This is a genomic window from Pseudomonas sp. B21-054 (assembly GCF_026016345.1).
Classification (GTDB): Bacteria; Pseudomonadota; Gammaproteobacteria; order Pseudomonadales; family Pseudomonadaceae; genus Aquipseudomonas.
The window spans coordinates 3,129,094-3,149,417 of sequence record NZ_CP087204.1; the positions used below are offsets into that span (position 1 = coordinate 3,129,094).

Genomic DNA, 20,324 nt, shown 5'->3' on the forward strand with positions numbered 1-20,324 from the left:
CATCCAGCATAGCCGGTTCAGGCAGACCGCTATCGCGAGCAAGCTCGCTCCCACAGTTTGACTCCCATGCCCCCGCTATCGTGTATTCACCACAAATCCCTGTGGGAGCGAGCTTGCTCGCGATGGCGGCGTCCCAGTCACCGCCAGTTGGCGCCATGCTCTGGGGTCAAAGCCCCACATCCGGCAACGCCGGCCGATTCGCCATGGCCTTGGCCATGATCTGTTCCACATACGCCCGGTCCTCTTCCGGCAGGGCCAGGCGTGGTGGGCGGGTGAGGGCGCTGCCGCGGCCGGCGATGGCTTCGCACAGTTTGATGCATTGCACCAGGTCGGCGCGGGCGTCCAGGTGCAGGATCGGCATCAGCCATTCATAGATCGGCATCGCCTCGGCAAAGCGTCCGGCACGGGCCAGGCGGAAAATGGTTTCGCCTTCTTTCGGGAACACGTTGGACATCCCCGAGACCCAGCCTTCGGCACCCACGGCGAGGCTTTCCAGCACCACGTCATCGAGGCCTGCGAATAGTACAAATCGATCGCCGACTTCGTTGCGCACGTCGATGAAGCGCCGGGTATCGCCGGAGGAATCCTTGAAACACACCACGTTGTCGCAATCGGCCAGGGAAATCAGGATGTCCGGGGTCACGTCATTCTTGTAGATCGGCGGGTTGTTGTAGACCATCAGCGGCACATCGGCGTGGCGGGCCACGTAGCGGAAATGCTCGGCGGTCTCGAAGGGCTTGGAGCCGTAGACCAGCGCCGGCATCAGCATCACCCCGTCGACGCCGACCTTGCGCACCGCGTTGGCGACCTTGGCGGCTTGCACGCTGGTGAATTCGGCGACGCCGCAAATCACCGGCACGCGGCCGCGAGAGGCGTCCACCGCGACTTCGGTCACGGCGATTTTTTCCTCGGCGCTCAGGGAGGTGTTTTCCCCCACCGAACCGCAGACCACCAGGCCGGAAACACCGTCACGGATGACGTTGGAAATCACTTGGTGGGTTTTTTCCAGGTTGATGGAAAAATCGTCGTTGAATTGCGTGGTGACGGCGGGGAAAACGCCGCTCCAGTTGATGCGTTTGCTCATGGGTTGTCTCCGGTGGTTAATGGTTTGTGGCGAGGGGATTTAGCGAAACGTCGCACCGCCCCGTTGGGCCGCGAAGCGGTCCTGATACAGGCAACTCGGTGTGTCAGTGGAGTCCAGGGGGCTGCTTCGCAGCCCAGCGGGGATAAATTCCCTCGCCACAGGGGGGATTTGCACAATCGAAAATTCATGCGCCAGGCCAGGTATCTGAAAGCCGATAGCCCTGCGGCCACGGGTCGGCCGGGTCGAGCAGCAGCTGATGGGTTCCGGTGATCCACGCGCGCCCGGCAATGCACGGATAAATCGCCGGGCGTCCGGCCACGTCGGTCAGTGAATCGATGCGGCAGTGGAATTCGGAGCCGATGATCGAGCGGCCTATAAACCGCTCACCCACCTGCATCAAGCCCTTGGCCTGCAACACCGCCATGCGTGCCGAGCAGCCGGTGCCGGTGGGGGAACGGTCGATCTTGCCGGGCTGGATCACCACGGCGTTGGCACCCGTGGCGATGCCGTTCTCCTGGACGATGGGCGCGGCGATCTGGCAGAACGAGATGTGCGACCAATCAGGATTCAACGGGTGTACGAAGCCCAGTTGTTCGTTGGCGGCCCGGGTGATTTTCAAGCCCACCGCCACCAACTCGGCGGCTTCATCGGGACGGATGGCAAAGCCCAGGCGCTGGGCGTCGACGATGACAAAACTGTCGCCGCCGTAGGCGGTGTCCACCTGCAGGGAGCCCAGGCCTTCGACTTCGATCCAGGCATCGAGGCGGTCGGCGAAGGAGGGTACGTTCTTGATCTCCACCCGCTGTACCTTGCCGTCGCGGCAGTCGGCCACCGCTTCGATCAAGCCTCCCGGCGCTTCCAGCACCAGGTGGGTCTGGGGTTCGGTCATCGGCAGGATGCCGCTGTCCAGCAACACGGTGGCCACGCACAGGGAGTTGGAGCCGGACATCGGCGGCGTGTCGGCCGGTTCCATGATGATCCAGGCCATTTGCGCCCGTGGGTCCTTGGCCGGCACCAGCAGGTTGACGTGACGGAACACACCGCCACGGGGTTCGTTGAGGACGAAGTTGCGCAGGGTCTGGTCCTGGGCGATCCAGCGTGACTGCTCCCACACCGTGGCACCGGGAGGTGGCGCGACACCGCCGACGATCACATCGCCGACTTCGCCTTCGGCGTGGCAACTGACTACATGGATGATTTTTGATGAGCGCATGAATCAAATCCTTGGGTTGTCTGGTCGGGCCTCATCGCGAGCAAGCTCGCTCCCACATTGAAATGCGTTCCCCTGTGGGAGCGAGCTTGCTCGCGAAGGGGCCATCCGCTACTTCACCGACTTGAGAAACGCCGCCGTCTCCGGCTGCATCGGGTTGCCGATCACCTGGTCCGGTGGGCCGATCTCATGAACTCGGCCATTGCAGAAGAACGCCACGCGGTCGGACACGTCCCGGGCAAAGCGAATCTCGTGAGTCACCAGCACCATGGTCATGCCGTCTTCGGCGAGCATGCGCATGGTGTCCAGCACTTCGCCCACCAGTTGCGGGTCCAGGGCCGAGGTGGCTTCGTCGAACAACATGTAGTCCGGTGACATCGCCAGGGCCCGGGCGATGGCCATGCGCTGTTGCTGGCCGCCGGACAACTTGCCGGGGAAGGCCTTGAGCTTGTCCCCCAGGCCTACGTGTTCCAGCTGTTTCACCGCCAGGGCCTCGGCGTCCTGCAGGCTCTTGCCCAGTACCTTGCGGGGCGCCAGCATCACGTTTTCCAGCACGGTCAGGTGGGGGAAGGCATTCCATTGCTGGAAGACGATGCCGATCTTCTGCCGCAGGCGATTGAGGTCGGTGGCCCGGTCGTGAACCTCGACGCCGTCCACGTGGATGCTGCCTTTCTGGATCGGTTCCAGGCCGTTGATGCACATCAGCAGGGTCGACTTGCCGGAGCCCGATCCGCCGATGATCGACACCACTTCACCCTTGTCCACGGTCAGGCTCACGCCCTTGACCACTTCCAGGGCGCCGAAGGATTTGTGCACGTTTTCGATCTCAATCATTTTCCTGCCACCTTCTTTCCAGGCGTGCGCCGAGGCGGGCGACCACCAGGCTCATGACGTAGTAAATGAGGCCCGCGATGCACAGCACCAGCAGGGGTTCCTGAATGCGCGTGACGATGGTTTGCGATGCACGCAGTAATTCGACGATGCCGATCCACATCACCAGCGCGGTGTCTTTCATCACGCCCAGCACCAGGTTCAGCCAGCCGGGAAACGCCACCCGGGTGGCAATCGGCAGGACGATGAAGCGCAAATCCTGCAGGTAGCTCAAGCCCAGGGAACGGCTGGCCCGCCGGGTGCTCAATGGCACTGCGAGCACGCCGCCACGGACGATTTCGGTGAAGTACGCCGCGGCGTAGACCCCGAGCACGATGCAGCCGACCGCGAAGGCGCTGAGGTTCAGGCCGACAATGCTCTTGAGGGAGTTGAACAGCACGAACTGGATCAGCAGCGGCACGCTGCGAAACACGTCCAACACCCAGGCCAGTGGCAGGCTGGCGCGCGGCATCAGCGCCCGCAACAGGCCGAACAGCAAACCGGCCAGGGTCCCCAGCAGGATCGACCACACGGTCAGTTGCAGCGTGACCCAGGCCCCGTCGAGCAAGAACAACAGGTCGTTAACGGTGAGGCTGGTTTCAAACATGACGAGCCCTCAATAACGGAACAGGCGCCAAGACAACAACCGGGCGAGCCCGACGATCAACTTGGCGATGAGGTAATACAGCACCGCCGCGAGGGCGAAATATTCGAAGGTGCGGAAGGTCTTGACGTTGTATTCCTGGGTGACCCCGGTGAGGTCATTGTTCAGGCCGACCACCACCCCCAGGGACGTCATCAACACCGCCCAGACCATTTGGTTGGTCAACGGGTAGAAGACGATGCGCAGCAGTTGCGGGACGATGATCATCCGGTAGGCTTGGAAGGTGCTCATCCCCAGGGAGCGAGCGGCGCGCATCTGCGTATTCGGCACGGCCTTGAGGCCGCCGCGAAAGTTTTCCGCCAGGTAGCCGGCATTGTTGAACGTGATCCCAGCCAGCAAGGCCAGCCAGGAGCTGACATGCAGCCCTAGGGAGCCGAGGCCGAAGTAGAGGATGTAGATCTGGAACAACGACGGCGTGTTACGGGCGATGGAAACCCAACCGTTGCCCACGCCGCGCAGGAATGGGTTGCGCGCCTGGCGTATCACCGTCAGCACCAGGGCGATCAACACGCCGAAGATCATCGACAGCGCGGCGGTCTCGAAGGTGACCCAGGCCCCGGCGAGCATGTCGGGCAGGGCACGCAGGGCCGGGCGCCATTGGAACGTGTAATCAAACATGGGTGGGGCTCCCCGTGCGGGCGGTGGGTTGCAGCCATATTGGCGGCTGGCCGCTGGCCGTGGCGGTGCACGCGGCCTCCACGCATTCAGCGAGGCTGGCAAAGTGCACGCCGCGACCGACCAGGCCCGGTGCGTAATGGGCGTACTTGCCGGAGTTAGTCATCAAGGTGCTGGCGTGCGGCGGGATCACCGGCTCGCCCAACATGCACCAGCAAGTGTCGGTCACCAGCACCGCGCCGAAGGCCTCGATGGCGCTCAAGTGGCCGGCCTCGCGGGCTTGTTCCAGCACCGCACGGCCGCAGGTGATCGCCAACACCACGTCCGGGTGTTTGATCCGGCCTGCGCAAAGGCTCGCCAGGGCAGCGAATTCGCTGAGGGAAAAGTGCGGGTTACCCAGGGAAACCAGATCCACGTGGTTGTCCCGGGCATTGTTCAGTTCGCGCCAACTGGCGAGCAGGCCCGTGGTATCGATGGTTTCCTTCGGTAGGTTGACACCGGCCTCCATGACGTTGTCCGGGGCGAGGGCTTCCGGTGTCACCCCGGCGATGTGGAACAACGGCGCAGCGCTGGTGGTGGCGAACGCGGCGCCGAAGGCCTTGAGGTCGTCCAGGGTCGGGGCGGCGTGTTCCAGGCCGCGTATCAACGGGATCCGACGGCCTGCCAGACCGCCGATGTGGTAGCCCAGCAGCGGATAGAAACTGTCGTCCACCCGACCCAGACCCGGCACATCAATGATCAACCGGGCCTTGCGCTGGTCGTCGAGATGACAGCCGGCTAACGGTGCCCGCCCGCACAGGGCAATGCAGATGTCCAGGAAGTCCGGGTACTTCTGCGTGCGAGCCCCCAGCACGCTGTTGGCGTAGACCACCGCGTTGGACTCGGCCCAGACGATTTGCTCGCCGGCCTTGGGCGCGCTGTCCAGCAGGTAGGGCGCGCAGGTGTAGCTCAGCTGTGCGCCCATCGCCATGTAGGCCTCGCCCAAGGCGCCGGCCGGTTCGCCCAGGGCCGGATCGACGCCCAGTTCCCGCCAGCGGCGCTGGTCCACGGAAATGGAATTGAGGGTGGTGGGCACGCGCACTTTCGCGCCCCACTGCACCAGTTGTTCGGCAAAGCGCAGGCTGGCCGGGCCGGTATAAATGCAGCCGTCGATGTGGGCCTGGGTCACGTCCAGCAGTTGCGTGGCGCCTTGGATGTCGGCCATGCGCAGGACGATCTGCATCGCGATTTGCGCAGCCTTGCCGTGGCGGCCGTCGAGCAGCGCCCGGTCCTGTTCGGTGAGGCAGATCGTGGAGGGCGGGGACGGCTGCAAGGGAACGTCCGCCTCATGCCAATGGTCGTTGGGACGCCGGCCCGACAAGGTCAGACTGTCTCCCTCGAGCCGCACAAAGCCTTGGCCGCGTAGCCTGTCGAACGCCTCGTGGCCCACGCACAACACCGGCAAGGAACGTTGGAAAATCACCTGCGCCACCAGCACGCCCAGGGTCAGGATTTCATCGGCTTCGGCCAGCACCAGGGCGGCGGGTGCGTGGCCGTTGCTGATCAGTTCCATCAATACGCTGCTACCGGTGCAGGAGCCGCGTCCGCTGGGGATCGCCAGCACGCGCCCGGCCAGGCGTTCGCCGCTCAACGGGTGGTGCCGGTCGATGACCTCGCCGCTGGCCGGGTCGACCCCGCCCCAGAAACTCAGGCCCACGTCGGCGAACAACAGGGTGCCCTGGGCGGCACCCTCCACCAGGCTGCGGCCTTTCAAACGGACAGGCGTGCTTGGCATGCCCCGATCCTCAGTAGTAAACCTGCGGCACGGTCAGGTTGGCTGGCGGGATGTCGGTGCCAACCCATTTGACGAACAACTCCTTGTAGCGACCGGTGCGCACCTGTTGGTTGACGAACAGATTGAGGTAGTTGATCAGGCCATACTCGCTGCGCTTGGCGCCGAGGGACACATAGTCGATGACGTAGGGCGCATCACCGGCGATCTTCAGGCCCTTGTACTTGCCCGACTTGATGGTTGCGGCCGCCACGGTGTTGGTCACCACCGTTGCATCGATGTGCCCCTGGGCGACGGCCAGCAGGGTGTCGTTCTGCGACTGGTAGGCGCGAAAGCTGCCGCTGCCCCAACTCTTCTGGTCTTTCTCCAGGGCAATGGCTTCGTAGGTGCTACTGGTGTTGCCCAGGGCCTTGCCCTTGAGGTCGGCGTAGCTGTTGATGCCGGTGTTGTCGCGGGTCAGCACGACCATCTGGAAGGCAAAGTAGGGCACAGTCAGGCCGACGGTCTTGGCTCGCTCCAAGGTGTCGGACGTGGAGGCGACGATGACATCGGCGCGGCCGGACAGCAGCGCAGGGATCCGGTCGGAGAACGGCGTTTCCACCACTTCGGCGTCTACGCCGAGAACCTTCGCCAGGTCGTGGCAGTAGTCCACGTCGAAGCCTACCGGTTTATTGCTTTCGTCACGAAAGCCCATGGGTGGGAAGTCCAGGGTCACGGCACAACGCAGTTTGCCGGAGCCGATGATGTCGTCGAGCTTATCGGCGTGGGCGGTTGCGATGAATAAGGGCGTAAGGACAATGCTGAGGGCTACGGCCAGTGCTGGGTTTTTCATATATGCCTCGCTGTCGAATAAATGCGGTGAGATATCGTATTGAGGATTTCGTATACGATATTAAATAAGCAATCGGCGTGCCTGTTTGGTGATCATTCGAGGAACGGCTGCAGAGGACTGATATAGAGGCTTCTATTCGAGAACGTGACAGGCAAGTCAGCGGGGATACCGGTTCAGGGTGTTACAGATGGGAGCAGCCTCAGGCGCCAACGCCCCAATAGGGAACAAGCGTCAGTGCTGGGTCTCGCGATACTGACTGGGCGAAAGACTGGTCAAGGCACGGAACTGACGGCTGAAAGCACTGTGATCGGTGTAACCGCAACGCAAGGCGATGTCGGTGATCGGCAGCTCCGTGTCCAGTAACAATCGCGAGGCTTGTTCCAGTCGCGCCTTGTGAATCATCTGCCGGGGCGTGAGCTGGAAGATGCGTTTGCAGTGCCGCTCCAGCTGCGCCACCGACAATCCGGCGATGGCGGTCAGTTCAGCCAGGCTGATAGGGCGGGCGAAGTGGCTCTTTATATGGGCATCCACCGCCGCCAGTTTTTGGAAGGCGGGGTGGCTGGATTGGGGCAGTTGCAAGTCGCGGGAAATGCCGGCCAGGCCGACGATCCGGCCGCTCGGTTCGAGCAACGCAAGCTTGTGGGTCAGGCACCACACCGGCTGGTTGCCGTAATACAGGTGCAGCTCGAGTTGATCGGCCAGTTCCCGGCCGCTGGCCAGCACCCGCCGATCCTGTTCGGTGTACAGCGGGCCAAAGCGCTCGGGGAACACCTGCTCAGCCGTGAGGCCCAGCAGCTCACCGCTGTGCTTGAAGCCACAGCGCCGGGCCAGCGTCTGGTTGACGAAGGCATAGCGGGCCTGATTGTCCTTGATGAAAAACACCACGTCCGAGAGGGTGTCGAGCAGCGGTGCGATGGGTTGCAGGCTGCGCAGCAGGTTGTCCAGGTCGCAGGGGGCGAAGGAGGTGAGCGTGGGGTACATGGTCCAGCATCGCCTTTTTATGGGTGCGAGGGTGTTCGCGATAGTGGAGTGTCAATCGAAGATGAGGTGTCTGTCACGCCGTCATCGCGAGCAAGCTCGCTCCCACAGGTATTCGCGGTGGATGCCAATTGAGCAGACACCGCAGAAAACCATGTGGGAGCGAGCTTGCTCGCGAAGGCGTCGGCACATTCAAAATCGGTGCAAGCTGAGCCACCGCTTTCGCGAGCAAGCCCGCTCCCACATTAATTAGAGTCTCGGTGCGGTTCAGGTGGGCGGTGTCTCTTCCAGACTCAGCAAAGAACCAATCCGAGCCGGGCTGAAGGGCGGGCGGGGTGTGGGTGTGGTCCAGCCGAACAGATGTTCCAGCGCTGCGCCGCACACTCGGCCCTGGCAGGCGCCCATGCCACAACGGCTCGCCAGTTTCGCTTCGCGCCAGTTTTCATGGCCGGCCAGTTCGCCATACGACACGTCTTCGCAGCGGCAGACCAGGGTGTCGGCGCGGGCCAGGGTCTTGAGTCGCGCGTCGAGGGCGAAGGCTTTGTTCAATGCCTGGGCGAACCCCTGCCAGCGGGCGCGCCGTGGCCAGAGGCGTTGAGCGGCTGCGGTATGACCGACCGCGGCGTGGCCGGCGATGGCGCCTTCCACCAGGGCCAGTTCGCTGCCACCGAAACCAGTGCATTCACCGGCGGCGTAATGTTCACGGCGGCTGGTCGCTTGCCAGGCATCAACCGCCAGTGCTCGACCTTCGAGCGCGCAGCCCAAGACCTGGCCGAGCTCGGTATTGGGAATCAGCCCGAAGCCACAGGCCAGGCGGTCGCAGGCCAGTTCAATGGTCTTGCCTTGGTGCAGCAAGCGCACGCCCTCGAGGCGCTCGCGGCCCAGGGCCTCCAGCACATGGGTGTCGGTGCGGTAATGGTGGTCGAACAAACTGAACGATTGAAAGAATTTGCCTGGCCAGCGTGGCAATTGCGTGGCGAAACCCAGCACGTTGGCCCGACTGGCTTGTTCGGCGATCCGCAACACCTGTGCACCATGCTGCTTCGCCGTGGCGGCACTGGCCAGCAACAAGGGCCCGCTACCGGCGATCACCAGCCGTTCGCCGCGCACGGGCAAACCGCCCTTGATCAGCGCCTGCAAACCGCCCGCACTGGTCACCCCAGGCAGCGTCCACCCAGGGAAGGGCAGTAGCAATTCACGGGCGCCGGTGCAGAGGATCAAGCGGTCGTAGGTGATCTGCCAGCCGCGCTCGGCATCTTCCACCAGCAGGGTTTTGTCTGTGGCGCAGGCGATCACCCGGGTGCCGGCATGGCAACGTACGTTGGCGCAGGCCCGCAGTTGATCCCGCAGGCGTCGAGCTTTGCCGGGCAGGTTGGCCTGGGGGCCGTCACGCCAGATCTGTCCGCCGGGCAGCGGATTGTCGTCCAGCAGCACGATACGCGCGCCGCTGGGTGCCGCAGCCAGGGCGGCAGCCATGCCAGCAGGGCCGGCGCCAATGATCAACAGGTCGGTGATTTCGTTCATGGTAGGGTTTGCACCTGCATACCGTCGCGGCATACCGTCTGACAGGCCAGGCGCCGATAGCCGTCGATCATCACTCGGCATTCCTGACAAATGCCCATGCCGCAAAGGGGCGCGCGGCGCTGGCCGCTGATTGATGTGCGGCTGCAACCGTCAGAGCCCAAGGCCAATGCCGCTGCGACGCTGGTGCCGTTGGCCACCGACAGGGGACGGCCGTCCAAAAACACTTCAGGCATAGACCGGTTCTCCCAGAAAACGCTGGGGCAGGTAAGCCTGAGGGGCCAGCGGTGAGGTTTCGTTGAACAGTTGCGCGACCAGCAGGTCAGCCGTTGCGGGCGCCGTTGTGACCCCCAGGCCCTCGTGACCCACTGCCAGCCACAGGCCTTGGCGTTGCGGGTGCTGCCCCACCAGTGGCAGGCCATCCGGACTGGCGGCGCGAAAGCCGGTCCAGGCGCGGATGCCGTTGAGTTGCGCCAGGCCGGGCATGTAGTCCACGGCGCGCTTGAGCATCTTCGCCAGCATCCAGCCCTCCACCTGCGGATCGAGGCTGCCGAACTGCCGCGAGGCACCGATGAACAATTGCCCGGTCGGGCGAGGCTGGATATTGCACGCCACCGATGGGCCGCTGGCGTTGTGGGCGCTGGTGACATAACCCAGCTCCACCAAAGTATGGGTGACGGTGGCGGGGTAGCGATCGGTGATCAACAAGTGACCCTTTTTCGGTTCGATGGGCAGTTCCGGGCACAGCTCGGTGGCCTGGATACCATTGGCGAGCACCACCGCTTCGGCGCTCAACCAACGCCCGTCGTCGAGGCGCACGCGGTGACCGTCCACCTCGCTGACCCGCGCGCTTTGCTGGCGAATGTTGGCCGCGTCCAGCATCCAGCGAGCGGCAGCCGGGGCATACAGGATGCCGTCGCCCTTGATCAGCAACCCGCCTTCCAGGCCTTCGCGCAGCTCGGGTTCACGCTGGCGCAGCGCGGCGTGGCCGATCAGTTCACAGGCTTCACCATGGGCCAGCAGGTTCAGGTACTTACTGTGGGCCACCGCCATTTCCTCGGCATTGGCCGCCAGCCACAGGGTGCCGTTGTTGCGCCAGGCGCAGCCCTCGGGCAGGGCTGGGGCCAGTTCGCGCCAGCGCTGCAAGGAGTATTGACTGAGGGCCAGTTCCGCCGCGTTGTCATCCAGCACCAGCAGATGGCCCATGCCGGCCGCCGTGGCGCCATGCCAGCCGGCGTCCAGCACCAACACCTTCAAGCCCCGTTGGGCCAACGCCCGGGCACAGGCCGCGCCAATGATGCCCGCGCCAATGACGATCACGTCGGCGACAAGGCCTTGGCTCACGGACGAATGCCCCAGGCGAACGGGTCATCCGCGTCGATGATCAGCGTGGTTTCGGCGCTGATGTAGGCGCGGCCCCGGATGGTTGGCACGATGCGCTCGCCCGCGCGTTCATAGGAGCCTTCGAATTCGCTGCCGATGACGCTGGCCTGGCGCCAGATCTGCCCGGGTTGCAGCTTGCCGTCAGCGGCCAGGCACGCCAGTTTGGCGCTGGTGCCGGTGCCGCACGGGGAGCGGTCATAGGCCTTGCCGGGGCAGAGCACGAAGTTGCGGCTGTCGGCGTGAGGGTCATCAGCGAACAGTTCGATGTGGTCGATCAGGCCGCCGTCTTCGCCGCGAAACCCTTGCTGTTCCAGGGCTTGCTGCACGGCAAAGGTGTAGGCGGTCAGCGCGTCGAGGTTATCACTCGCCACGCGCTGACCATGCTCGGCCATCAGGAAGAACCAATTGCCCCCCCAGGCCACGTCGCCCACCACCGGGCCAATGCCGGGCACCTCCAGGCGTAGCGCCTGGCGATAACGGTAGGCCGGTACGTTGCGCACGCTGACCGACTGATCGTCATGCAAAGTCGCCTGTACCGTGCCCACCGGGGTTTCTATGCTGTGCACGCCGGGGCCGATCCTGCCCAGGTGGGCCAGTGACGCCACCAGGCCGATGGTGCCGTGGCCGCACATGCCCAGGTAGCCGCTGTTGTTGAAGAAGATCACCCCGGCACAGGCACTCGGGTCCACTGCCTCGCAGAGCAGTGCCCCCACCAGCACATCGCTGCCCCGAGGTTCCAGCACACAGGCGGTGCGCCAGGCATCGTGTTGCTCGGCCAGACGCTGCCTGCGCTCGGCCATGCTGCCCTGGCCCAGGTCAGGAAAACCGTCGGTAACCAGACGGGTCGGTTCGCCGCCGGTATGGGAGTCGATCACGGTGATGCGTTTCATGGAGGGCCACGTCCGTTCAGGTGAGTGACGGTAAGCGTGGCCCGCGCCGGGGGGCGGCGGCTTGATGGATTTATCTGCCGCGCATGACGAAATCGGCACAGTGCCGATTCAATGACTGGAGGGCAGGAACTCGAACAGGGTCTTGCAGACACCGGCGATGTGTTCGTCCAGCAGGCCGACCGCGCGCTCGACATCCCCGGCGCGGCAGGCCTTGATGATTTCCCGGTGCTCGTGATCGGCCCGCTCCTTGCCCGCCGAAAGACTCATCTGCATGCGCAGATAACGCTCCAGTTTGTCGTGGACCGAACGGATAAGGCCGACCAGAAACGGCCGTTGTGCCGGCTCGTACAGACACGCATGCAATTGCCAATTGAGTTCAGCCCAGCGACCGACGTCATCTTCGCCGATGAACTCCTGGCAGATGCCTTCGGCCCGGGCGAAGGTTTCTTCGGTCATGTTCGGAATCGCCAGGCGCAGGACTTTGTCTTCCAGCAGCATGCGCACTTCGAACATCTGCGCCAGCTCTACCTCGGAAATCCGCGTGACCATCGCCCCGCGATTGCGCTGGAACATCACCAGTCCCTCGGCCTCCAGGCGCTTGAGGGCTTCGCGCACGGGAATCTTGCTGACGTTGAACTGCCGGGCGATGTCGTCCTGGCGGATGGGCTCATCCTCGGCAAAATGCCCGGCGACGATGGCATCGCGCAGATGGCGGGTGATGATTTCCGAAGTGGAGGGGGTGTTGCCCAGGTCAGGCAGATTGAACTTGGATAAAGTCACGGCGGCGGGTCGTTCGGCTGAGATGGGGATATGGTATACGACTTTCGCTGGCGCAGTGTCGCTGTCCCGGCCCCTGTCTCAGCCGTGGGACAGATGGGTCACGTAGGCCTGTGTCCTAACGATGATAAGCCCGGTGACACACGCCCCGGCAGCCAGCGCCACGCCAAACAATATCAACGCCACATCCGCGCCGAAATAATCCGCCAATAATCCGGTCACCACCACCGGGATGCTGAACCCGACATAGGCGAACAGGAAGAATCCCGCGCTGACCCGGGCCTTTTCCACACCCGCCATGGCCGTGACGGCTGACAATCCGCCCAGGTACAGAAAGCCATAGCACGCACTGCTGGCGCCCAGCGCGCCAAGCAGTACGGCGAGCAGGGAGCCGACACTTGCGCCCCAGGCCAGCAATGCGTAGCTCACCGGCAGGATCAACAGCCCCAAGCCAGTGGCCCGGGCCGGTTGCAGGCGACGAGCCCAAGGTTGAAAGACCAAGCCGCAGCTGATCACGGTGAAAGTCGACAGGCCGGACCACTGCTGCAGATCGTGGGTCGCCAGCACCGAAGGCAGTATGGCGATGACCAGGCCCGAGGTCGCCCAGGCCAGCAGCATGGAAAAACTGTAGGGCAGGCTACCGACGGGGAACAAAGGCAAGCGCAACAACGGCGCGGTTTTGATTTTCACCGCCGGGTCCGGTAGCCGCCAGACCACCACGATCGCCGTCGCGGCCAACATCAGCTGCAACCAGAAACTTCCAGGCGTGACGCTGTGGTGGGCCGCCAGAAAAAGGCTGGTCAAGGCTGCGCCCAGGCCAAAACCCAAGGAGGTGCTGGCAGTGACGCGGTTGGCTGGCGAGCGGGCGTCGCCGGTTGCCATGAGTTCGGCCATATAGGCGGTCGACGTGGCCGAAGCCAGCCCCGTACCGACCCCCATCATCAGCCGCGCGACGCCCAGCGCCACCAGGCTCGGCCAGAGCAACGTCACCACAGTTGCCAGCATCGACAGGCCGAGGGCGATCAGGATCAACGGCTTGCGTCCCACCCGATCGGCCAGCCCGCCGAAAGCCAGCAGCACCGGCAGCACGCCCAACACATAACCGGAAAACGCCACTGCCGTGGCGCCGGCGCCGTAGCCGGACAACTGCGCGTAGGTGGTGTAGAGCGGCGCCTGCAGGTTGACCGCCAGGGTGATCAGGCACAGGCCGAAAGCCAGCCCCCAGGAATGTCGATGCGGTAGGTTCAAGGGTGTTCCTTAGCTGGGGTGCTTGAGTGAAGTCCTGGAGGACTATCAGGTGCAGGTCCTGCGCAAACAAGGAACAGACCGAGGCCATTTGTGCTTAACTGTTCGCTCGAAATTCGAGAACACTTAGCCGAGAGTGCGTGCCGTGGACCTGAACATTGACCGCAATGCTGCCGAGCCCGTGATCCGGCAGTTGGTGACCCACGTCATGGGCTGGATACAGTCCCACGGCATCCGCCCCGGCGCTCGCATGCCCTCTATCCGTCAATTGGCCCAGGAAAATGGCCTGAGCCTGTCGAGCGTGATCAAGGCCTATGACCAACTGGTGGCCAGCGGCGTCTTGGAATCCCGCCACGGCTCGGGCTTTTTTGTGGCCCAGCAGCTATCCCAGCCGCAGGCGCCAGATATTGAAACGGGTACTGCGAAGTGGTCCCTTTTCGACAATGAATCGGCGCAACTCAAGCTGGGCTGCGGCTGGCTGCCGGACGCCTGGCGTGACGACACCGACCTGGGCCAGGCCATCCGCCAGGTCGTGCGCAGTGATAATCATGCGTTGTTCAACTACAGCACCCCGCTGGGCTCCGCTCACTTGCGCCTGCACATCCAGAAACGCCTGGGCCTGATCGACATTCATGCCGACCCGGGGCAAATCATCACCACCCAAGGCGCCAGCCACGGCCTTGATCTGCTGGTGCGAACGCTCCTCAAGCCCGGTGACCTGGTGTTGGTGGAAAGCCCCGGTTACTACAACCTGTTCAACTTGCTGAAACTGCACGGGGTCAAGACCCTGGCGGTACCCCGAACCGCCCAAGGCCCGGATATCGCCAGCCTGGAACGACTGCTGGGGGAGCACAAACCCGCGTATTTCTTCATCAACAGCATGTACCAAAACCCCACCGGCACCAGCCTGGCGCCGAGCGTGGCTTACCGTTTGCTGCAACTGGCCACGGCCCATGACTTTCGGATCATCGAGGACGACATCTACGCCGACTTCCAGAATGGCCCGACGTCACGCCTGGCGACCCTGGATGCCCTGGACCGGGTGATCTACCTGGCAAGTTTTTCCAAGACGTTGTCCAGTTCGCTGCGCATCGGTTATGTGGTCGCCCGGCCCGAGATCATCAACCGCCTGGCCGAGGTCAAGATGGTGACCGGCATCGGTTGTTCGCTGCTGGCCGAAAACGTGGTGGCGACGTTGTTGGCCAACGGGGCGTATCGCAAGTTGATCCAACGCTTGCGCCAACGGCTGAACAAACAAATGGCGAGTACGCTTCGTCAGTTGGCGCCTGCGCATTGGGAGGTATTTGCCGAGCCGACGGGAGGGCTGTTCATCTGGGCCAGGCCTCGACGGCTCGATGCACCGCGGGTGCAGCAGATTGCCCGGGAGTTGCACATCCAACTGTCCCAGGGCTCGACGTTCCTGCCACAGGGGGAGGGGTGCGATTGGCTGCGGTTGAATGTGGCGTATACCCAGGATGTTCGGGCGCAGAGGTTTTTCCAGCGGGTTGCACAGGAGTCGATTGGGGCGGTATCCGTGTTGTAGTGATGGGCAATTTTTTTGATTTCGTTTTAACAGCAACAGCAGGAAACCTCCAGTATCCATGTGGCTGAACCATCGCTATCGCGAGCAAGCTCGCTCCCACAGGTTTCTGTGTCGTGTGCAGATACCGTAAGCCCCCACAAATCCATGTGGGAGCGAGCTTGCTCGCGATGAGGCCAGTCCATTCAACATCTTCATCGACAGTAGCATCGCCATCGCGAGCAAGCTCGCTCCCACAGGAGGAACGCGTTCACTCCAAACCAGGTCGGCTATAAGGCCGCCTCGCGTGTGCTTTTGATCTTAGGCGCCCCGTTAAACCACGCTGGCCGAACGCAGGCATTGCGCAGTGGGCAACCCGGCATGGATGCCGGGTTAGCCGCGCTGGGCCATGGATGGCCCTTCGCGGCGGGCCCACGGAGCAATGCCTGCGTTCGGGCACACCGAGCCTAGGCGAGGTGCCGAGTGGTGGGGCAAAAGCGCTTTGGTTACTTTCGCGCTTTTCGAAAGTGACCCGCCGTAAGGGCGGAACCGCCAGCGGCCGTTACCGCAGCAACGGATATACACACGAACCTACCCCAAAAAGAGCAAAAAAACCCAGCGTTAATGGGAATCTATGTCAAACGTTAATGAGTTGCTGTATCTTTCACGACACATTCTGTCAGCCTCCAATGCGGAGGCTTTTTTTTCAGTAGGATTGTGCATCGATGCGTCGGATTCTCGTTTCACTGTGTATGCTCCAGGCTTATTCCGCTTCCACCTGGGCTGAAGAGCCAATCCCTGCCAAGCCGGCATCCCTTGAGCTACAAGCCACGGATATCGTCGGCGCTTCAGACTACGAATCAGCACAGGGACCGGTAAAGGGCTACCACGCCACCCGATCAGCCAGCGCCACCCGTACCGACACGGCGATCCATGAAACCCCACAATCCATCTCCGTAGTATCCCGTGACGTGGTCGAAGACCTCGGCGCCACGCGCCTGCAGGACGCTCTCGATTACGCCGGCGGGGTAGGCCGGGCCAATAACTTCGGTGGCCAGGGCCTGACCACGTTCACCGTGCGCGGCTTCACCACCGGTGAGTTTTACCGCAACGGTTTCCCGATCAACCGTGGCTACCCGAACATGCCCGACGCCAACACCATCGAGCGCTTGGAAGTGCTGCGAGGCCCGGCGACCATGCTGTACGGCCGTGGCGATCCGGGCGGTACCTTCAACGTCGTGTCCAAACAACCGTTGGCCGAGCGCACGGTAACCCTGGGCAGCCAGGTCAGCGACCAGGGGATGCGGCGCGGTACGCTGGACGCGTCCGGACCGCTGGACGAAGAAGGGCGCCTGGCTTATCGCCTGAACGTGATCGGCGAGGGCGGTGACACCTTCCGCGACCATGTCGAGACCGAGCGCTATGGCGTCGCACCCGTGGTGACCTGGCAGGTCAACGACACTACGCGCCTGACCTTCGAAGGCGATTTCATGCGCAACAATGCGCCGCTGGACCGTGGCCTGACCCACTATCCCGGCCAGCGCGGCACCGCGTCGCGCGATACGTTCTTCGGCGAAAAAGACGCCGGCAAGCTACACAATGACAACAACATGTTGCAGGTGCGTTTCGAACACATGCTCAACGAGGACTGGACCCTGGCCGGCGGCACGCAGTGGCTCGATGGCACGTTGCAGGGCAATGCGGTGGAAGGCAACGGCATCGCTGCCGATGGACGCACCTTGGGCCGCAATTTCAACTATCGCAAACTGGAATGGACCGACCGTGATACCCAGTTGAACCTCACCGGACACTTTTCCACCGCAGGATTCGAGCACACGTTGCTGACGGGCATCGAGTACGAAGACTACGACTACCAATCCATCATTCAACGTTCGGCGGCGGGGGCTGGCGCCTATCCGATTGACATCTTCGATCCGGTGTATGGCCAGCCACGCCCGGCGCTGACCCGTACCCCCACCCACGACCAGGAAAATCTCAAGACCTTTGGTGTGTTCATCCAGGACCAGGTGGCGCTTACCGAACGCTTGAAGTTGTTGGCCGGCGCGCGTTTCGAACGGTTTGAGCATGAGTACGAAAGTTTCGTCCCCCAGAACCCGCCCGGCAGCAGAAACTGGGATGTCACTGACAGCGCGGTCACCCCGCGCCTGGGTGTGCTCTATGATTTGACCGACACGGTAGCCGTCTACGCCAACACTGCCCGTTCTTTCAAACCCAATAACGGTGCCAGTCGCCAGGGTGGCGGGTTCAAGCCGGAAGAGGGCAAGTCCTATGAGATGGGCGTCAAATGGGAAGCACTGGATCGTCAGTTGAGCGTCGATGCGGCGGTGTATCAGATCGAAAAACGCAATGTGCTCACCACGGACCCGGTGGATTCCACATTCAGCGTGGCCGCTGGTGAGGTGCGCAGCCGTGGTTTTGACTTGAACGTCGCGGGCAACCTGACGCCGCAATGGCGCATGATCGGTGGCTACGCTTATGTCGACGCCGAGGTGACCAAGGACGCCAATATCCCTACCGGTACGCGTTTGCTCAACGTTCCCAAGAATACCTTCAGTCTGCTCAACGTCTATGAGTTCCAGGACGGCGGTCTCAAGGGGTTGGGCCTGGGATTAGGTGCCAAGTACGTTGATGAACGGGCCGGCCAGACAGCGGCCAATGCGTTCTCCATGGACAGCTACACCGTCGTCGACTTGCTCGGCTACTACAAGGTCAACGAGCGGATTCGCCTTAACCTGGACCTGAAGAACCTGTTCGACGCCGACTACGAGGAAGGCGCGTTCGGTAACGTCTACGCCTATCCAGGTGCACCGCGGACCGTGCAGGCCGGTATTTCCTACACGCTCTGAGTCCAATGCGTCATGAAAACCCCGAAGGTTCTGCCTCCGGGGTTTTTCTGTGGGAGCGAGCTTGCTCGCGATAGCGGCATGTCAGCCAACTCAGATGTGACTGATGCATCGCGATCGCGAGCAAGCTCGCTCCCACAGGTCATCGGGTTGGCTGATACAAAAAACCGGGCAGTTGGACCGGGCTCGTAAGGGCGAAAACATTATTCCTTGGGAAGACTTCGATACTCCGTGGTCGTCATCCCCGCATACCCCCAGTTATCCGTATCGACCTCCTCGATCACGATATGGGTCAAGTGCGGGTCCTTGCCCAGCACGCGCTGGAGGGTTTCGGTGATTTCTGAAATCACCTGGGCTTTCTGCTCGCGGGTAACGCCGTCGCGGGTAATACGCACATTGACGAAAGGCATGTTGCACTCCTGCTGCTGGGAAATGGGCGCAGGAAGATTCCCACGCTACCGAGGACCACTGTATTTATACGGCACAGACTGATAAACAGGCATCTGCCATCTTCAGTTGATACGCGGTGTAATGAATCATGAAACGTCATTTCGAAGACCTGCAGCTGGGCAGCATAGAACTGTTTTGCCTGGCGGCAGAGGCGGGCAGTTTCACCGCCGCGGCGCAGTTGGCGGGTGTTACTCCGGCGGCAGTGAGCCGCTCGATCTTTCGCTTGGAAGAGCGCCTGGGTTCGCGGCTTTTTGTGCGGACCACTCGCAGCATCCGCCTGACCGAAGCCGGCAGGACCTATTTCGAGCAATGTCGACAGGCGTTGACGCAACTGGTCGAGGCACAACAGGAGATGATGGGCGCCCAATCGGTGCCGTCCGGACAACTGCGCATCAGCCTGCCCACCACGTACGGTCATCATCGGATCTTGCCATTGCTGCCGGCTTTTCGGGCGTTGTATCCGCAAGTCAGCGTCGACCTCCACTTGAGCAATCGAAACATTGATTTCGTTGCCGAAGGTTATGACCTGGCTATCCGGGTGCGGGCGCAGCCGGACTCTTCCATGATCGCTCGCTTGCTGGAAGACGCGAATCTGGCCGTGGTCGCCTCCCCGGACTACCTGCGCAGGGCCGGCACGCCGCAGACCCTTGAAGACCTGGACGATCATGAGTGCATCCAGTTCGAATTGCCCAGCAGCGGGCGGCGGATTTCCTGGTTGTTCAAGGTGGATGGCAAGGAGAAGGAGGTATTCGGCCAGGGCAGCTATTGCTGTTCGGATGATGTGCTGGGCGGGGTGACGCTGGCCAAGTACGGCGCCGGGTTGTTCCAGACCTATCGATTCATCGTCGAACAGGAACTCGCGGATGGCCGGCTGGTGGAGGTGTTGCAGCCATTCGGGGGCCGGTCACGGCCTTTCACACTGCTGTATCCCCATGGTCGGTATGTGCCGCAACGGGTGCGTGCCTTCGTGGATTTCCTGCTGCAGCAACGGCAGCAGTGGTCCGGAGTCTGACGCAAAAACATGTGGCGAGGGGATTCATCCCCGCTGGGCTGCGCAGCAGCCCCTAGATCTTTCAGGCAGACCGAGTTGTCAGGTTTTAGGGCCGCTTCGCGCCCCAGCGGGGCGGTTCGACGTTTCGCTAAATCCCCTCGCCACAATGAATCACATCAGGCTTGCGCTCAGTCAGCGATCAGAACCGAAACGCCTGGCGACCAATCAGCAACCACTTGCCATTCTTCTGCTTCTGCCAGATCTGGAAGTTCTCGATTTCCGTCGGAACCACTTCGGTGCCCTTGAGCGCCTGGGCCGAGAAGTGATTACGCACCAGCGCTACATCACCCGACAAGGTGATTTTCTGATTCTTCATTTCCAGGGTCTTGAACGCGCTCTTGCCCGTTTCGATGTCGGCGATGAAGGCTTTCTTGTCCTGGATGTTCCCGCTGGAATGCCCGTAGGTCAGGTTCTCGGCGGCCAGTGCCTGGAGTTGAGGGATGTCCTTGTGCAGCATGGCTTGAGTCAGGTGGTCGACGGCCTGGGCCACGTCCTGTTCGGCTGATGAAGTGGCTGCCGCTGCGTAACCGCTGAACAGGCACAAGAAACTGACGATCAATGTCGCTTTTTTCATGGGTGTTTCCTTGTTGTTGTAGGTAT

General features: G+C 62.5%; 19 protein-coding genes. 3 read left to right on the plus strand and 16 right to left on the minus strand.

All coding sequences use genetic code 11. The annotated features are described in order from the left end of the window. Positions 1-166: 166 nt before the first annotated feature. The 14 genes from LOY70_RS14085 to LOY70_RS14150 form a co-directional block, all read right to left on the minus strand. The gene (locus tag LOY70_RS14085) at positions 167-1,084 is read right to left on the minus strand and encodes a dihydrodipicolinate synthase family protein (protein WP_265037643.1); all 918 of its coding nucleotides are present in this window, start codon (positions 1,082-1,084) and stop codon (positions 167-169) included. Between the two features lie 184 nt (positions 1,085-1,268). After that, positions 1,269-2,297 (minus strand): trans-3-hydroxy-L-proline dehydratase, encoded by a 1,029-nt coding sequence (locus LOY70_RS14090; protein WP_265037644.1) that lies wholly within the window; start codon positions 2,295-2,297, stop codon positions 1,269-1,271. Between the two features lie 108 nt (positions 2,298-2,405). After that, positions 2,406-3,128, minus strand: coding sequence for an amino acid ABC transporter ATP-binding protein (locus tag LOY70_RS14095; protein ID WP_265037645.1), 723 nt, complete (start codon positions 3,126-3,128; stop codon positions 2,406-2,408). Next, complete coding sequence (locus tag LOY70_RS14100) at positions 3,121-3,771, minus strand: amino acid ABC transporter permease (RefSeq protein ID WP_025213518.1); 651 nt, start codon at positions 3,769-3,771, stop codon at positions 3,121-3,123. Before LOY70_RS14100 ends, LOY70_RS14095 begins: the two co-directional genes overlap by 8 nt. Positions 3,772-3,780: 9 nt before the next feature. Next, complete coding sequence (locus tag LOY70_RS14105; protein WP_265037646.1) at positions 3,781-4,446, minus strand: amino acid ABC transporter permease; 666 nt, start codon at positions 4,444-4,446, stop codon at positions 3,781-3,783. After that, positions 4,439-6,217: an aconitase family protein gene (locus LOY70_RS14110; RefSeq protein ID WP_265037647.1), complete on the minus strand. Its 1,779-nt coding sequence runs from the start codon at positions 6,215-6,217 to the stop codon at positions 4,439-4,441. The genes LOY70_RS14105 and LOY70_RS14110 overlap by 8 nt, the downstream gene beginning before the upstream one ends. A gap of 10 nt (positions 6,218-6,227) precedes the next feature. Further along, positions 6,228-7,046, minus strand: coding sequence for a transporter substrate-binding domain-containing protein (locus LOY70_RS14115; RefSeq protein ID WP_265037648.1), 819 nt, complete (start codon positions 7,044-7,046; stop codon positions 6,228-6,230). A 231-nt stretch (positions 7,047-7,277) separates the two neighbouring features. Then, positions 7,278-8,027, minus strand: a complete 750-nt coding sequence (locus LOY70_RS14120) for an AraC family transcriptional regulator (protein WP_265037649.1) — start codon at positions 8,025-8,027, stop codon at positions 7,278-7,280. Positions 8,028-8,291: 264 nt separating this feature from the next. Continuing rightward, on the minus strand, positions 8,292-9,548 hold the full coding sequence (locus LOY70_RS14125) for an FAD/NAD(P)-binding oxidoreductase (RefSeq protein ID WP_265037650.1): 1,257 nt from the start codon (positions 9,546-9,548) through the stop codon (positions 8,292-8,294). Then, positions 9,545-9,781, minus strand: coding sequence for a (2Fe-2S)-binding protein (locus LOY70_RS14130; protein WP_265037651.1), 237 nt, complete (start codon positions 9,779-9,781; stop codon positions 9,545-9,547). Before LOY70_RS14130 ends, LOY70_RS14125 begins: the two co-directional genes overlap by 4 nt. Continuing rightward, positions 9,774-10,889, minus strand: coding sequence for an NAD(P)/FAD-dependent oxidoreductase (locus LOY70_RS14135; protein ID WP_265037652.1), 1,116 nt, complete (start codon positions 10,887-10,889; stop codon positions 9,774-9,776). The genes LOY70_RS14130 and LOY70_RS14135 overlap by 8 nt, the downstream gene beginning before the upstream one ends. Further along, positions 10,886-11,818, minus strand: coding sequence for a 4-hydroxyproline epimerase (locus tag LOY70_RS14140; protein WP_265037653.1), 933 nt, complete (start codon positions 11,816-11,818; stop codon positions 10,886-10,888). Before LOY70_RS14140 ends, LOY70_RS14135 begins: the two co-directional genes overlap by 4 nt. Positions 11,819-11,926: 108 nt before the next feature. Continuing rightward, positions 11,927-12,598, minus strand: coding sequence for a GntR family transcriptional regulator (locus tag LOY70_RS14145; protein WP_265037654.1), 672 nt, complete (start codon positions 12,596-12,598; stop codon positions 11,927-11,929). A gap of 78 nt (positions 12,599-12,676) precedes the next feature. Beyond that, on the minus strand, positions 12,677-13,843 hold the full coding sequence (locus tag LOY70_RS14150; RefSeq protein WP_265037655.1) for an MFS transporter: 1,167 nt from the start codon (positions 13,841-13,843) through the stop codon (positions 12,677-12,679). A 142-nt stretch (positions 13,844-13,985) separates the two neighbouring features. On the opposite strand from LOY70_RS14150, the gene LOY70_RS14155 reads away from it, so the two are divergent. Both LOY70_RS14155 and LOY70_RS14160 read left to right on the plus strand, forming a co-directional pair. Then, the gene (locus LOY70_RS14155; RefSeq protein ID WP_265037656.1) at positions 13,986-15,383 is read left to right on the plus strand and encodes a PLP-dependent aminotransferase family protein; all 1,398 of its coding nucleotides are present in this window, start codon (positions 13,986-13,988) and stop codon (positions 15,381-15,383) included. 701 nt (positions 15,384-16,084) lie between these two features. Then, positions 16,085-18,226 (plus strand): TonB-dependent siderophore receptor, encoded by a 2,142-nt coding sequence (locus LOY70_RS14160; protein ID WP_265037657.1) that lies wholly within the window; start codon positions 16,085-16,087, stop codon positions 18,224-18,226. A 200-nt stretch (positions 18,227-18,426) separates the two neighbouring features. On the opposite strand, the gene LOY70_RS14165 is transcribed toward LOY70_RS14160, so the two are convergent. Beyond that, positions 18,427-18,633: a tautomerase family protein gene (locus tag LOY70_RS14165; protein ID WP_025213530.1), complete on the minus strand. Its 207-nt coding sequence runs from the start codon at positions 18,631-18,633 to the stop codon at positions 18,427-18,429. Positions 18,634-18,761: 128 nt separating this feature from the next. Here LOY70_RS14165 and LOY70_RS14170 point away from each other — a divergent pair, with 128 nt between their 5' ends. Further along, positions 18,762-19,685 carry a LysR family transcriptional regulator gene (locus LOY70_RS14170; protein ID WP_265037658.1) on the plus strand — a complete coding sequence of 308 codons (924 nt, stop codon included), beginning with the start codon at positions 18,762-18,764 and terminating at the stop codon, positions 19,683-19,685. Between the two features lie 178 nt (positions 19,686-19,863). On the opposite strand, the gene LOY70_RS14175 is transcribed toward LOY70_RS14170, so the two are convergent. Next, a complete protein-coding gene (locus tag LOY70_RS14175) occupies positions 19,864-20,298 on the minus strand; it encodes a nuclear transport factor 2 family protein (RefSeq protein ID WP_025213532.1) in 435 nt (144 codons plus the stop codon). Between the last annotated feature and the right edge of the window lie 26 nt (positions 20,299-20,324).